6 protein-coding genes are annotated in these 16,093 nt (G+C 63.3%); all 6 read left to right on the top strand.

The annotated features are described in order from the left end of the window. The first annotated feature begins 653 nt into the window (after positions 1–653). The 6 genes from ACUN9Y_RS16550 (at position 654) to ACUN9Y_RS16525 (ending at position 16,066) form a co-directional block, all read left to right on the top strand. Positions 654–9,404 (top strand): Tc toxin subunit A-related protein, encoded by an 8,751-nt coding sequence (locus ACUN9Y_RS16550; protein ID WP_445461828.1) that lies wholly within the window; start codon positions 654–656, stop codon positions 9,402–9,404. Between the two features lie 36 nt (positions 9,405–9,440). Continuing rightward, positions 9,441–11,282 (top strand): hypothetical protein, encoded by a 1,842-nt coding sequence (locus ACUN9Y_RS16545; RefSeq protein ID WP_445461827.1) that lies wholly within the window; start codon positions 9,441–9,443, stop codon positions 11,280–11,282. Positions 11,283–11,306: 24 nt separating this feature from the next. After that, complete coding sequence (locus ACUN9Y_RS16540; RefSeq protein ID WP_445461826.1) at positions 11,307–11,927, top strand: hypothetical protein; 621 nt, start codon at positions 11,307–11,309, stop codon at positions 11,925–11,927. A 1-nt stretch (position 11,928) separates the two neighbouring features. Next, positions 11,929–12,546 carry a hypothetical protein gene (locus ACUN9Y_RS16535; protein ID WP_445461825.1) on the top strand — a complete coding sequence of 206 codons (618 nt, stop codon included), beginning with the start codon at positions 11,929–11,931 and terminating at the stop codon, positions 12,544–12,546. Between the two features lie 101 nt (positions 12,547–12,647). Continuing rightward, positions 12,648–13,724 carry a phosphotransferase family protein gene (locus ACUN9Y_RS16530; RefSeq protein ID WP_445461824.1) on the top strand — a complete coding sequence of 359 codons (1,077 nt, stop codon included), beginning with the start codon at positions 12,648–12,650 and terminating at the stop codon, positions 13,722–13,724. Continuing rightward, the gene (locus ACUN9Y_RS16525) at positions 13,724–16,066 is read left to right on the top strand and encodes a lanthionine synthetase LanC family protein (protein ID WP_445461823.1); all 2,343 of its coding nucleotides are present in this window, start codon (positions 13,724–13,726) and stop codon (positions 16,064–16,066) included. Before ACUN9Y_RS16530 ends, ACUN9Y_RS16525 begins: the two co-directional genes overlap by 1 nt. Positions 16,067–16,093 lie beyond the last annotated feature (27 nt).

The following is a 16,093-nucleotide window of genomic DNA, read 5'->3' as shown; positions in this document are numbered from 1 at the left end:
GATATCTGACAATGCCATTACGTAGGATAAGCGCGCCATTCTAGCCGCCGATTTCCTCAAACATTCGTAAGCTATTTGCCATTACTATTATAAGAAAAAAAATAATACCATTTTTCCCCAGGCAACCCCGTGAGCCATCCGCTCACGGGATATTTCGTTATCGCCGCATCATCTTCCTACCACCTTTATCATCGGAAAAGCGTCGCCTCCGCCCTACCATCACGGCGAAACATTCCCGTAACCTCGTCGAAACGATCGCCGATAAAGACACAATAGCATGACGGCATTTTTTTCATGGCCCGCTCAAAAAAAATCTTTTTTTCAATCATATAGTCGATTTCTTCATGGCCATGATCGCCCTTCCTGCCGACGATGACCCGCTTCTAACCACGGCGTCGGGTGGCCAGACGTAGGCCAGCAGACGCGCAAGTGATCCTACCGGCATGGATGAAATACCCTGGGGGGGCGTCACCATGCGAACAAGGCGGCGCCGACCGGCATTGACGCAACGCTTTGACATCGCCAAAAGACGCCGATGGATCGGTCTTTTTCAGCACATTAAATTTAGCCTCTAAATTTACTAACCCAAATCAGGACTACAGTGGAGTAACCGTTTCGCCTGAGCGACGACGACCCATCTGGAGTCGTGAGCCATGAAAGTTGCTGACCCTCTACTAGCCGATTTCTATCAGTCCCATCCCGACTTCGACCTGACGACGTTCGACTTCATCGCCGACCAGGCCGGCCCTGGGGGCACCACCTTGGGCTCAACGTCATCGGCCACGCCTCATCTGCGTAGCTATCAGCGTCTGCTGAAACTGACCGATAGCCAGCATCTGGCCTATCGGCTGCGACAGTGTGGCTTTCACAGCGCGCAGCAAATTGCCAAGCTACCGTCGGCAGCCTTCGTCGCCCGCCTAGGGCCATCGGTCGAGGCACATCACGCCCGGCAGGTCCATGCCCGAGCCTGCGATATCAAGGCAAAGATCACCCACCTGTGGGCCAACCTGGTGGTCGCGCGCCCGGGGAACGGGTTTAACGAGTCCCGAGCGTGCTCGGTGGATGGCGAGACCCTCGACGAGATTCGGGCACTGCCGAGCTACCAGGATATGTTCGGCAACCAGAACTTTTGCCAATGCGAGGCCTGCGCGTCGATCTTCGGCCCCGCCGCCTACTACGTCGATATCATGCGGATTACCGACCGCTACGTCAGCACCGTCAACGCCTCGACCATCCCCTCGGGCTATCGCCTTCGCCAGCGCCGACCGACACTGTTTACGCTGCCGTTAAGCTGTGCCAGCACCAACGATTTGCTGCCCTACCTGTCGATCGTCAACGCCAACCTGTCGGAACACATCGCCCAAGGCGCCGCCGTCACGGATGTGGCCAACTACCTCGCGACCACGACCTACCCCTTCGCGACACCCGACAGTGCGCCGCTCAGGCGAGTCCGGCTGACGCTTGGCGCGCTCGACCTGACCCTGGCCACGTTCTATGCCAGCACCCGCGACTCCCCCGCGGCGAACCCCGACGCGGTCTCGCGCGAGAGCCTGGGGTTATCCAATGAACAGGCGGCATTTACCACCACGGTGCTGAGCGACACGGCGGCGCTACAGACGGCATGGGGCCTACGCGATGCGCCCTTGGACACCCTCGATGAGCTCGCCACCTTTTCACGCCAATCGGGGCTATCGCGCCAGCAAATCACCGAGCTGACCGTGCAAGGACTGAGCGCGGCCGAGCTCGATGCCGGACTCGCCCACCAGTTCTGGTTCAACCTGAGCCTGCCAAGCGGTACGTCGGTGCAGATCGCGCTGGGTACCGAGGCGCCCGACACCCTCGACAACCTCGACCCCACCACCCTGGATGCCATCAACCGCTACATCCGCCTGAGCCAGTGGAGTGGCATCGACGTCGAGAGTCTTGGCCACGCCTTGCACAGCCTTGCCATTACCGAGCTAAACACCGCGGCGCTAGGCCAGCTGGCGGCCGCTCGAGGCGTGGTCCAGTCTCTCGACTGGAGTTGGGCTCGCGCCTCCAGCCTGTGGTCGACCATGCCCACGACGGGTCGCTACGACGAGCGCGCTTCGCTATCCGTCTTCGATACGGTCTGGAACAGCCCGGAGATACGCGGAGACGGGCGCACCTACCACCCCAGAAACCCCGCCAACCCCTTGTACGACGACGAGGTGATCGAGTGGCGAATCGATGATTCGGTGACCAATGACAGCGCCTTCAACGTCTCCCGCCTGCGTGCGGGGCTAGGGCTTGATGGCGCCGACCTGGTTACCCTCGCCGGACTCGCCTTCCCCAACCAGAAAACGCTGCCGCTAAGCGTTGCCAATCTGTCGACCCTGTATCGCGACGCATCCCTGGCCGCGGCCTGCCGGCTCAGCATCGCCGAGCTGGGTCACCTGGCCGGGTGGCTAGCGCTGGATCTTGGCGCGCCGCTGCCGGCAGACACCGTCGCCCTAGTCGTGCTGTTCTCGACTTGGCAGCGCCAAACCGGGCTGACGACGCAGCGAATCGCCTGGTTTCTCAGCCGCGACGCCGACGTTCGCGTCGACGATATCGCCACAGTGACCTACGGCGATATGCAAGTGCTCTGGAGTCAAGCGGCCGGTACCCTGCTGACACCCGCCGCACTGCAAGGCGATAGCATCGACGCTGAGCGCGCCTTGGCGATCTACGCCGCTCTGCTAGCGCTAACGCCGTCTCCCATGGTCGAGGTGGGCGACGCCTATCGGAGCCAAGTACCCAATTCGCCACCGGGGCCCGCGGCGCTGGTTCCGGCGCTCGTCGTCGCGCAGATGCTAAGGGCGCTTCACGACGCCCCCCTGGCACTGACAGACGCAGAAATCGACGGCCTCGTCAGCGCCCTGAATGGCGCGAGCCAGGCCCAGACCGAGGTGTTGAACAGCGGCCTAGCGGGCCCGCTCGACGCCAGCGCTGCCGGCATCGCGGCGCTGGGCCAACTGATCGCGGCCCAGCCCGGCGCCGCCCCCTGGATCACCAGCCTGCTCACGCCAAGTGCAGCCAGAGGCGCCCAGTGGCAGCAGGCCACCGCCACCTTGGGCGCCTTGGTGCGCCTGAACATGGCCTGCACGACGCTTGCGATCGGCCATGAGGTCATCGCCGGGATCACCACCCAACCAAGCGTCTTCGGCATCGACTTGAGCGAGCTATTTGGCCTTGCAACGCTGCGCGGGCTGCAGCGCTATCGCGATACCCGGCAGCGCCTCGGGCTGACCGATGCAAGCTACCTGGCGTACCTGGCCATTCCGGCGGACGACACCTGCCAGGGCGGTGCCAAAGCCGAGGCGCTTTGTCGGCTCACCGGCTGGCCGCAGGATGATCTGTGCGGTGTGATCATCGCCCTCGCTGCGACCCCGGCGCTCTACTCGAGCACCCAGGGTCTGTCACGCCTGGCCGGCATCTTCGCCGCCTTGGCCAAGGCCGGCTTCGATGCCAGCGCCTACCAGGCCTTCCTTGCCAGCCGACAATGGCCGCTGAGTGCGGGTCGGAATTCCCCTCACTGGCAGGATTGGCAGCACCTGGCCGATACCTGCGAAGGCGCGGCGGCGGCGCACCTTGGCAAGGCCTGGTCCGCTGCCCGAGACGCCCTGCAGCCGCAACTGCTTGACGCAGAGCGCAACACACGGATGGCGACCCTGCTGTGGCTGTTCCAGACCACTCACCCAGAGATCACCAACGCCGATCGGCTGTCGGGCTATCTGCTATTGGATGTTCAGATGGGCGGCAGCCACCAGACATCGCTGGTGGTAGAAGCCACCGGCGCAGTACAGATGTATCTCAACCGCGCGCGAGCGAATCTTGAACCCGGCATCGAGCACATCGCGATCCCGGAGGTGTGGTGGGAATGGCTCACGACCTATCGCATGTGGGAAGCCAACCGCAAGGTGTTTCTGTACCCGGAAAACTACCTGGTACCGACGCTACGCTCGTCGGCGAGTTCCTTGTTCCGAACGCTCGAATCCGATCTCACTCAGGTCAACATTACCCCAGAGCGCGTCACGACGGCCTACCGTGGCTATATCAAGGAACTCGATCGACTCGCCTCACTGCAGTTTATCGATGCCTTCCACTGCACGGTGGTCGACCGTCAACGCGGCAATATCGACACCCACTTTCAGTTCGCCCGCACCAGCACCGAGCCGTACGAATACCACTGGACCAAGCAGGAGCTCGGGGCGAGCTGGAGCCAATGGTCGCACATCGACGTCACCATCAAGTCTCCGTATGTCACACCGGTCTACGCCTTCGGTCGGCTGTTCGTCTTCTGGGTAGAAACCAGCGCGGTCTCGAGCACGGCCATCGAGACCCAGAGTGGCGATACACGCTCGAAGAACAGCGTGGTGTTCAAGGCCGCCATCCGCTTCAGCTACATGGACAGCAGCGGCAACTGGGTCACCGACCAGACCCTGAGCCCGGAACAGGTCATCTACGCGACGCCGAACCAGACCACGCTATCGACGCAGTCCGGTTATGACATCTTCAACATGCAAAGCCTGTTCTGGCAGAAATGCAACGTGCAGGTGTTTTCCCGGCAGGCGCCCATCGGGCCAAACAGCGACGTGCGCCTGGATGAGAAGATCGTGGTGCTGTATGGCCCCTTTCTGGAGAACAGCTCAAACGGCACCGAGATCGATACCGGTACCGTTCCAAGCGTCGATCCTCAACGAGACCCTGCGGTGGTCCAGTTCGACATCGAGGTGTTCCGCCGCAGCCGCATTGTCAATCAAGCCATCGCCTCCAACTTCCGAGGCGTGATCAACCTGCGTGCACCGATGGTGCTCAACCGAGAACTGCAGCGTGACTATCTCTACACCCGCACCGAGTTCCTGAACTTCCTCGACAACTACTCCCTCGGGGTTCCACCGACGATCCGGCCGCTCTATGACTACACGATGAATCGGCTATACGCCCGGCCGACGTTGAACGTCTTTCGCAACAACTACTACGGCGACTGGAACAACAGTGCCGAAACGACCGCATTGCGCCACCCAGTGACGGCCGAAAAGCTGCAGTTCTCAGGCGTGAACGAGACCGGCGCCAAACAGATCGTCATCGACCTGATCGGCACCGGTTACTTGACGACCCGCAACAATACCGACTACGTCGTCGCACCGGGATACAGCGACAACGCCGACTTTCGCTTCCTGCTTGGCGGGTCGGACGGCCGAGATGACACCATCATCCGCCAGTGGACCAAACACCGCCTGCTGGTGGCCAGCATCGACGCCAGCCCGGTCACCCAGGCATCCTTTCGAATGACTGCCATCGATGCCACCGCCGCCGGCCAGGCGCTGGCCAGCCTCCAAACCGCCTCCCTGGTGACCGAGAAGGGCTTTGTGGCTCCCACTTTCGACTCGACCTCGAATCTTACCCAGATTCTCGTCGACCTGCCGGATCACCCATCGATCGAATTTGCCCTACGCCAGATCCTGTTCATCGCCATGGGCGATCCGACGCTGATTGGTGAGCTTGCCAATCGCCCGTGCAGCACCTACGTGGTCAAGAACCAGCCGTCTATGTTCGTTGCCAATGTCGGTGCCGAGAGCTACCTCATCACGCCTAACGCCAAACGGGGACCCGATCTCAACGATCAGGCGCGGGTGTTCACCTTGCCGACCCTGCAATCGGTGATCAAGGAATCCTTCATCACCCGCGATATCTCCCTTCAAGCATCCGAGCAGGCCTTCGATTCGCTGGTAAGCCATAGCATCATCGACGCTAAGGGGCGCCTGATTCAGCCGTTCCACGGCGATGAAGACCTTTCCTTTCTGTTCCCGAATGACCCTGCCCAGAGCCGCCAGATCAAGACCGCCCAAGTCCGTGTGGTGCTGATCGATCTGCCGTCCATGACCGCGGTGTCCTACTACGCGGAAAACAACGACGTCATCATCAGCGCCACGAGCTTTGCGCGACTGGGGATATCCAATGCCCAATCGAAGCAGGTGTTCGATACCCTGACCCAGCGTCATGTCATCGGCCCCCAGGGCATGATTTCGCCGACCTACGACCCAGATACCGACCTTAACGGCCTGTTTCCAGAGGAACCTGCGCAACGGGCGGCACTGATGACCGCCGACGTCGCGCTGATACTGCAAGGCTACTTCGACAACACCTGGCGGCGGACGCTACACGATCTCTATTACCGCTTTGCCCGGCTGACCACGGGCGCCGTGCCACGCCTGACCGCCGCCCTGGAGATCGGCGGCGTCGACGCCCTGCTCAACCTGACGCTCCAGCAGGCCCCTGTCGTTCCGCTCACTCCCTTTGCAAGCTACGACCCAGGCCAGCGCGTCATGCCACCGCCCCATAGCGATGCCACCCAGGTCGATTTCCACGGCGTCTACGGTATCTACTTCTGGGAGCTGTTCTTCTTCACCCCGCGACTGATTGCCGACGCCCTGCTCCAGGCGGGCGACTACGCCTCGGCCCTGCTGTGGCTGCAGTACATTTTCAATCCGACACAGCCGCTGACCCGACTCTCGGCAAACGACTTCATCACCCCCGATATCGACGACCAGCAGGCCGAGGCGACCTTCGACGCCCTTCGCCATCATGACGTGATCAACGCCAGTGACCAGGTCGCTCGGCACTACTCAAGCGACACTCCCCTGGACTACCTGTTCCCCGAGGTGACCGAGTCGCTGCTGCGCCTGCGCATGATCACGGAGGTGCGCAACGTGCTGTTCAACCACCAGACGGCGGGGCTGACCGGGCAATTCTGGCGCTTCCAGCCATTTCGCAACCATACCCAGCAGTCTCTTCTCGAGACCCTGACCAACCCGGTCCAGATCGCCACCTATAACCGCGATCCCTACGACCCCTATGCCATTGCCCAGTTGCGCATCGGTGCCTTCGAGAAGGCCACGTTCTGTACCTACATCGACGTGTTGATTGGCTGGGGCGACCGCTATTTTCAGCGCAAGACCCGCGAATCGCTCAATGCCGCCTACCTGCTTTACGCCATGGCCAAGGACCTCTTGGGCGAGCGCCCCGAGCCCGTCGGTCCATGCTCCACCGAGTTACCGGTCACTTTCGAGCAAATTCTCGAACGCTACGGCGACGATCCCGACGATATTCCGCAGTTTCTGATCGACATGGAGAACCTGCTGGCCACCCGTGGTGGCTCCATCGCGGCTCCTCTGATGACAGGAGGGGCCGTCAACGAGGTGGATGCGCTGTTCTGTGTGCCCCACAACGATATGCTGCTGGCACGCTGGGACAGGGTCGACGATCGACTCTTCAAGATCCGCAACAGCCTCGATCTGGACGGCAACCCCCTGCTGTTGCCGCTGTTTGCCGCCCCGATCGACCCCATGGCATTGGTGCGCGCCGCGGCGGCATCAGGCTCCAACGGCGGCTTTGCACCGCTGGCCGCCAAGCCTCCGAGCAGCCAGACATTTCGGTTCACGACCCTCGTCGGCAACGCCCGCGCCGCCGTCGGTGACCTGCAGATCCTCGGCGGCGACCTGGAGCAGGCGCTGACCATGCACAACAGCGAGACGCTGCAGATTCTGCAATCCACCCACGAGCAGCGCCTGGACCAGGCCCAGTTGACATCGTTCACCCTGCGCAGCGAAAGTGCACAGGCCACGCTCGAGGCACTACGGGCCGGTCGAGCAGCGACCGAACAGCGCCGCCAACACTATGCCGACCTTATCGCCAATGGCATGAACGCGGCGGAGATGCTGTCCATCACCTTCGGCCTGGCATCACGTGGCTCGAACTTTGCCGCGATAGGCTTTGAAACCGGCGCCGCCATCGCCTCCCTAGTTCCCCAGGCAGGCTCCCCTTTCGCCATGACCTACGGCGGCAAGCAGCTTGAGCTTGCCTCGCACCGCACCGCCGGATCCCTGCGCCAGGTAGCCGACGTGATGGACGCGGCCAAGGAGCTCAGCGACACCGCCGGACAGTTTCAGCGCGTCACTGGCGACTGGAAACAGCAACAGACCGAGGCCGCCAACGAGCTCATTCAGATCGATGAGCAGATCGCCGCGGCAGAAGCAGAGCTTGCATCGGCCAAGGCTGACGCCACCGCGCACCAGGTCTCCTTGTCCAATGCCTCGGCCCAGTTAGCCTTCCTCGAGAGCAAGTTTGACAACCCGGACTATTACGCCTGGCGCGTCAGCCGCGTGTCGGCGCTCTACTACCAGGCCTACCAACTGGCACTCGCCTCGGTGGAGGCGACCCAAAGCAGCCTGCAGTGGAACCTGGCCAGCAGCGAGAACTTCCTCAGCGCCGATCCCTGGGACTCGGCGCATCGTGGCCTGATGGCGGCCAACAGCCTGAACCTTGTCCTCGACCGCATGGAATTCGCCTATTCCCAGAAAGACACCTTACGCCAGGAGATCACCAAGGAGATCTTCCTGTCCCACATCGACCCGGCCCAACTGGTACGCCTACGCGCCGAGGGGGTGGCCGATATCCAGCTCTCCGAGGCCCTGTTCGACTTCGATTTTCCGAGCCAGTACTGCCGGCGAATCAAAACGCTGGAGGTGAGCCTGCTGCCGGTAGACGAGTACGGCATCTTCGAAGAAGTCCATGCCCTCATCACCCAGACCAACAACAAGATCCTGCGTCTGCCGACCGAGGAAGGCCTCGCCTACATGCTCGACGGATCGGGCGATCCGGGCGATGCGGTGTGGCAAGATTGGCGGGCCAACCAAACCGTCTCACTCAGCCGCCGCGCACTGGCCGACGGGGCCTTTATCGAGTACGTGGGCGACGGCGAGAAGCTGCAGCGCTTCGAAGGCACCGGCGCCGTTTCACGCTGGCGCTACGAGTTGCCCAAGGCCACCAATCAGTTCGATTTCTCGGCGATCGACGATCTCAAGCTGACCCTGCGCTACACCGCTCTCAACGGCGGCGCCACCTATCGGGCTCGTGTGGAAAAGGCATTGACTGGCCCGACCTATGTCGCCGCGCTATTGCTCAATATGGTGGCGGCATACGACGCCGACTGGCGGACATTTATCGATGACACACCATCGAAGAACCAACAGACTCTGGCCTTTTCGCTTTCCAGTGACCTGTTTCCTCCCCATACCAGCGACCTGGTCGTGAACGACGTGATCGTCGCGCTGGCCGTTGACGACGCCATCCAGTTACCGGCCAGCGCCCAGTTCATGACCCTCACCGCCGGCTCCCAGGCAGCGAAACCGATAACGTCGGTGGGTAATGCCGGCGCGCTCGACTATGGCCAGGTTGCCCAGGCGAACATCACCGGCAGCTGGCGCCTGACCTTCGATCTCACGACGATGCAGGCCGACCCGGCGCTGAGCCTGCTGCTGACCCCCACCGGTCGGATCAACGAAGACGCCCTGTTGAACGTCTTCTTTTCCGTGCAATTCACCGCGTCGACCTTCACCTAGGAACGTTGCACGCCACTAGCTTGGAAGGAGAACCCCATGGCTTATGATGCCTGTAAGAAGAATATTCCACCCGACACTCGTCTGTGCAAGGAGGTCCACTGCAATGACTATCGCCAGACTTCCATGATGGCCAAGTACTGCAAGTGCCTGGGCTGGGATGGCAAGCCGATTCCCGACTGCACGCCACAGGGCGGCTCCTTCCCGGTGGAGACCGGGGAATGCTACAACACGCAGACCAAGGAACTGCTCACCATCACCCTGGAAGCCTGTGGGGAAAAACGCGATCAGGACCACGACTGGGAGTGGCAAATTTGCTACTGCTGTTGTTCGTGCTTTGCCTGGGGCACACGCATCACGGTGGCACCGGATCGTTACCGGGTCGTCGAGTCCATCGTCGTGGACGATCCTGTGCTCACCACCCGAGTGAAGGTCGTCGACGGCAAGCCTATGCTCGACTGGAAGTCTCGCCCAGTTACCTTCTCCGACGGCATGGAGCCGACCGAGAATCAGACCGCCGTGCTGTTGCAGTTTGGCAAGCAGGGCGAGCTTGTCGTGACGCCGGATCAACCGATGCTGATGGCCGACGGAACGCTAAAGACGGCCGACCGTATCACCCCCGATGACCATCTGGTGGATCCACAGGGTCAGCCCGTCAAGGTCACAGCCAGCCTGCTTGGCAAGGCTCGAGTCGGATTCCACTCGCTGTCGGCGCAGCGCTTCGACACCCAGGAGGATCCGGGCTGGTTCCTGCAGACCAATGGTGTCGTCGCGGGCGACCATATGGTGCTGGCCATGCAGGATAGCGACAGCCTTTCCCGCATGTTTTCCCAAGGCCACGACGACCTGCCAAAGCTCGGCACCAACGACTACGCCATCACCACCAGAGGCGCGATTTCCGCCTCCGCCGCACTCAGTGCCGACGCCATTGAAATCAGCTCACGTCACTTCACTCCCTTCGATGAACTGCTACAGATGCAGTCACCCATCCCCTACGGTGCAACCCCCTACGTCACCCAGAAACAAGCCCAGGACATCGCCCACAACGCCACCTTCCGTGGCCTGAGCGAGACCTTCCTGGTCAACGAATTCAACTACTTTGCATCATTATTCAAGTCCTTCTATCCCCAGGTGAACTTCTACGTCAACTGGGAAGATCTCAACCCCAACATGTATGCCTTCATCGAGTATGGGCAACAAACCGTCTACCTGTCTGGGCAGCTACTGCGGCTCGAAGGCCTGTTCAAGCAGGGGCTGGCCATGCTGATGGCCCAGGGTTCGGCACGTTTTCAGCAAAGTGATATCACCACAGACTCGGGGCTGCTGTGCACCGGTCCCGCGGACTACAGTGGCGCCAATCAGGTCCTGCAGACGCTGTTCTACGGCGACTACATGGCCTGGGCCGTCCCTGGTTATCAACAGATCGCATTGCTTTTCAGCCATATCGACCCCGCCAACCGCACGGGTCACGAAGTGTGCTCAACGCCGTCCATTCCGTGCCGCCTGGAGGCCATCGATGCGGCGATTTCCGGGTTCGCCCTGCCGGTCTGCGCCGGCGGACCGGTGACCGCCGCGCTCAAGCTCGAGGACGCGGTCTGGACGACTTTTGAAGAAGCACTCGCCATCCGGGTGACATTCAATCTACGCCTGGATCGCGACAGCGCGATTAACCCCATGCACTACCAACTGACCGACAGCGCCAGCCATCAACCTGCGCCTGTGCTGTTCGTGGTGCAGATGGAAACGACCGACCCCACGACGACCTGGCTGGTCATCGATGGCGACAAGCCGAAGGACGCGCTGACGCTGCGGGTAAGAGGCATCATCGCCGACAACGGCTCCACCCTGGACCCTGCCGCAACCAGCACCACGGTGGTGTAAGCGAATTTCTTGGGAGAACAGACCGTGACGACATCGCCGTATGTGAATGGCCTGCCGACGCAGCAGGCATTTCTTTGCGAAGGCCGGGACGACGCCTCGAGTAACAACCAGAGTCGCGAGCACGAACTGCGCCGCGAGTTCGGCGAACTACTCGGCCTTGAGGGCCCCGTCGCGGCCGACGTGCTCAGGGCGGCGCTCGCCAGCGACAGCTATGCCCGTAGCCTGCTGGCAAGCCGCCGTACTCCCCAGATGCTCGATACGCTGCTCGCCTCCCCCCCGCAGCAGGCTATTCGCCGCGCGACCTTTGGCCCATTGGAGTTGCTCCAGCGCGGGGGACAGGCGTTGCTGGCCTGGTCAAGGACCGGGTTTGCCACCACCGCCCCTGCCGAGCGCCAGGACCGCACCGAGGCCTGCCTCGCCTGTCCTCATCGACAGGCGCCTCGGGGAGCCTCGGCAGCGTCCAGCCGCGGCGAGCTTGGCGTGTGCGGCCTATGCGGCTGCCCCTTGGCGCGCAAGATCGTCATGCAATCCGAATCCTGCCCGAGCCCCTTAACCGGGGATGCGGGCCACAATCGCTGGGGCCAGGTCGTCACTGGACCAGTCCCACCGCGAGATCCCCCCCTTGGTAACGCCGGAGGAAACTAGCATGAATCCCCTCACCCCCCCAACGCTCGGCGCTCGTGCAGCACTTGGCACCTCGGCGCTGCTGTCTGGCCAGATCCTCGACCAGCATCTTGACCCTGCTAACGCCGGTACCCGCCCCCCCGTCATGGCCAGCGGTGGTGACGGCGCGAACGGCGCGGGCGGCAACGCCGGTAGTCCGGCAGGCACCAAGGCCAAGACCTGCAAACCCACCCGCAATCCGTGCTGCCGGGGCGACGGCAGCGGCGATGATGGTGCCAGTGGCAACGACGGCGCCCAGGGCACCATGGCCAAGACCTGCAAACCCACCCGCAATCCGTGCTGTCGCGCCAGCGATGAGCTCGTCTCCGACACCGAGGCCGTCATCGGCACCAAGGCCAAGACCTGCAAACCCACTCGTAATCCGTGCTGCCGGGGCGACAACGACGGCAGCGGCGATGATGGTGCCAGCGGCAACGACGGCGCCCAGGGCACCCAAACCAAGACCTGCAAGCCCACTCGTAATCCGTGCTGCACGCCGACCCAAAAAAAGACCTGCAGGCCCACTAGTAATCCGTGCTGCAAGCCGACCAAAAAACCCCGCTGCTCCATCGAGTCGGAGGTCGATGACGATGACAACTAGAACGGTGGATCTCGCCAGGGCGTCGGCACCGGTGACGGCAGACAACGTAATGCGCTCGACCTGCACCGCCACCTCCCTTGTCCTAGCCGGTGAGCCATGACGTGATACTCACCCGCCACAACGCCCTGATGTTTCTCGTCAGCCAGGGACTGCTCTCGTTGGAGGACCTGGTTCGCCACCCGCTGGCGGTGCGTCAACACAGCCAGCGCAACCGGGGCTTCAGCGTGACCTGGCCCAACGGTCAGGGCTACTTCATCAAACAACACCGGCCCGATGCGGGACCTTGGGAGCCACGCTCCAGCGTGGTCAACGAGGCAGACGTGCTCACGCGCCTTAGCCAAGACGCCTCCTGCCGTCGCCGCGTGCCGGCGCTGCGCCTGTTCGACCGCCATCGACAGGCGTTGGTGATCGACTGGCAAGATGCCACCGAGGCTTGCGCCAGCGTCGTTGCGCTCGATGATCCTGACGAGCCAGCGGCGGCGGCCCTGCTCGGACGGGAGCTAGCCGCGCTGCATCGCGACCTCGCCCCCCTCGACGATGCCGACGGTTCAGGGCAGCGGTTTTCCCGGCAGCCGCCCTGGGTGCTGCGCTTCGACCGACTTCATCCGCTCGCCGGTGACGACCAGAGTTGGGCCCAGGCGAAGCTTGTTGCCATGATCGGCCAACACCGCGACATCCTCGACGCCCTGGCCGCGCTGGCGCGCGATTGGCCGCACCAGCAGTTGATTCACGGCGACATGAAATGGCAGAACTGCCTGATCCGTCGCGTGCGTCTCGCAGACGCCGACTGCGTCTTTATCGACTGGGAGATGGCGGGCCTCGGCGACCCGCTGTGGGATCTTGCAGGGCTCGCTCAGTCTTGGCTGAAGGCCTGGTCCGATGCGCTGCCGCAGGCCCCCGGCGCTGGGGCCGAGGCGCTATCCAGGAGCGCCGCGGCAAGATTGGCGCCGGCCCAGGCGGCGCTTCGCTCGCTGTGGCAGGCCTACACCGCCGCCCACCCCAGGATCGACCGAACACGCTTTATCGCGCTGTGCGGAGCTCGCCTGATCCAGACCCTCTACGAGGAAAGCGCCGACGACGCCGATCCCCCACCGTCGCAGTTGGTACTGTTGCAGCTAGCCCAAAATCTCCTGCACCACCCCGACCAGGGCGGCGCCCTACTCCTAGGAGCCAGATGATGTCCGGCAGCGACGTCCCTTGTCCGTGGTGGGTCCACCACCGTGCCTTGCTGCGTGGCCTGCGCTGCGACGAGCAGAACACCCTGCATGCCGACGGGCATCGCTTCACGCCCCATGCGCAAGCCCAGGCGCTCGACTCCGCATCGCCGGACGACGACCCCCGGGTGGAGGCCTTGCACCACCACCTCTACCGACACTACTACGCCGGCATCGGTGACGCCGAGCTCGGCGACACCGACGATGATGATAGCGAGCCCCCGGACACCGCTCGCCGCTCGGCATCCAGCGCTCGCAGCGTGTGGCTGCCACCGGCGAGCCCCGCGCTGGTCTCCGGCCCCTGGCGCGTATTGGAACAGCTTTCCCGCGGCGCCGTGGTGGCCCGTCGAGGGATCCTGGTGCGATGGCTCGAAGCGGGGGAGTATGTGTTCGACGGCACCCCCGCCCGTGCCGCCCGGCGCGACCTCGTCCAGCGCCATCGCCCCCGCACCAGCCAGCAGCTGGATCCCGCTTTCCTCTACCTGTTCGGCGAGGCCGAGTCGGACGCCTGCAGCGATGATGCCATGGTGCGCTATTACTTTGCGCCACGGCCGGCCCGGCTAGAGGGCCTGATCACAATCCTTCAGCGTACCCTCGACCAAGCGGGCCTGCCGTTTAGCCTCAAGTATCCACGCATGCCTCAGGCCCTGTGGCGTCGCGATGCGGTCGTGCTCTACGCCGCAGCGCGTCACGCGCCCCAGATGCACGCCCGGCTGTCAAGGCTTGCCCCTGAGCTTCGCCCCCTGCTGCGAGCGGTGCACGGGCTTTGGGTTCAGCCTCTGCTACCGGGGCTCGGTTTCGCCCAGGACCCCGACACCGGGCTGAGCTTTGGAGAAAGCCGCTGCCTGGCCCTGGCCCGAGGCATGCTCAATGCCGCCCTGGCCGGCCAGGACGATGCGCTGGAAGCGGTTGAGGCAAGCTTCGCCGCGGCGGGTATCGACTGGGAGGCGCCGTATCTGGATCGCGACGCAGACGACCGTTTCGGCTTGAGACGACTGACGTTTACGCCCGACGACCGACGCCGCCTCGTCACCGCCCCCGACCTTGCCGATGAGCGGCTATGGCGGGAAACCATCGCCATCGGCAATCAGCTGTGCGCCGACGCCCTCTGGTACGGCTCGGCGTGCACCTGGATCAGTGACGACGCCGACGACCACGACGGCCAGCTGGCCGCCTACACGCGCAGCATGAACGGCAACCTGTACGACGGCAGCCTGGGGGTCGCCGCCTACCTCACCCAGTTGGCGTCCCAGAGTGGCGATAGCGCACATCGCGATACCGCCACCGGCGCGCTCTGGCATGCTCTTGGCCAGTCCCCCTCGGCGTCGATCAGCCTCTATGAAGGACGCCTTGGCGTCGTGACCCAGGGCGCACACCTGGCCCAATGGCTAGGCGACATCCCCTTGATCGGTGGCTACCATGACGCCGCCGATCGCCTATTGGACAATCTGCCGGACCGCGCCGCCAATGCCGACCTGATGCATGGCCTTGGCGGTGCGATACTGGGCCTGCTGGCGATGGCGAGGTCGCTGCCAGCGCTTTCTCGCCGCTGCCTTGCCAGGGCCAAGCACTACGGTGAGGAGCTGATCGCCCTGGCCCAACCGGCACGCCAGGGGTGGCACTGGCCCACCGACGAACAGCCACTTGGCTTGTGTGGCCTGTCACACGGCAATGCCGGAATCGCGCTGGCCTTCGCCGCCCTTCAACGTCAAGCCCCGTCACCCGTCTGGCGCCAGGCGATCGAAGCCGCCTTGGCCTACGAGGCCCTTTGGTACCTTCCCGACCAGGGTAACTGGCCGTATCTGTTCCCCGAAGACACCGCCGGCTTCGATGATCGGCCGACCGCCTGCGGCATGGCGTGGTGCCACGGCGCGCCCGGCATTGCGCTGTCGCGCCTAACCCTGTGGCACCTTAGCGGTAACCGCGACTATCGACATCAAGCGCTCAGCGCCTTCTCGACGGTCGCCCGAGACCTCGGGAGTCCGCGCAGCCAAGCGGGCGTGAGCTATACCCTGTGCCACGGACCGGCCGGCAATGCCGATATGCTGCTCGACGCCGCACGCCGGCTAACGCAGCCACGCTGGGAACGGCTTGCAAGGCGCATCGCAAGACAAGCCGTGGAACGGCAAGCGGGGCAGTGGCGCAGTGGCCTGGGCGTCAGCGACGGGCACGCGCTGGGCTTGATGCTAGGGCTCGCCGGCAGCGGATACTTCGTGCTGCGCTGCGCCGTGCGCCGACCGCTACCGAGCCTGATGCTGCCGTTTGGACTACTGGAAGAAAGGATGGAATCTGGACATAGACGCTAACGCTAGGCGTTACACGCGAGCCCGCCC

The organism is Halomonas sp. V046 (assembly GCF_052645355.1).
The sequence above is the reverse complement of the archived record's forward strand: the minus strand, read 5'-3'. Positions and strand labels throughout refer to the sequence as shown.

Coding starts and splice junctions, on each gene's coding strand:
- ACUN9Y_RS16550 (WP_445461828.1), top strand. CDS start 654: ATGAAAGTTGCTGACCCTCTACTAGCCGATTTCTATCAGTCCCATCCC.
- ACUN9Y_RS16545 (WP_445461827.1), top strand. CDS start 9,441: ATGGCTTATGATGCCTGTAAGAAGAATATTCCACCCGACACTCGTCTG.
- ACUN9Y_RS16535 (WP_445461825.1), top strand. CDS start 11,929: ATGAATCCCCTCACCCCCCCAACGCTCGGCGCTCGTGCAGCACTTGGC.
- ACUN9Y_RS16525 (WP_445461823.1), top strand. CDS start 13,724: ATGTCCGGCAGCGACGTCCCTTGTCCGTGGTGGGTCCACCACCGTGCC.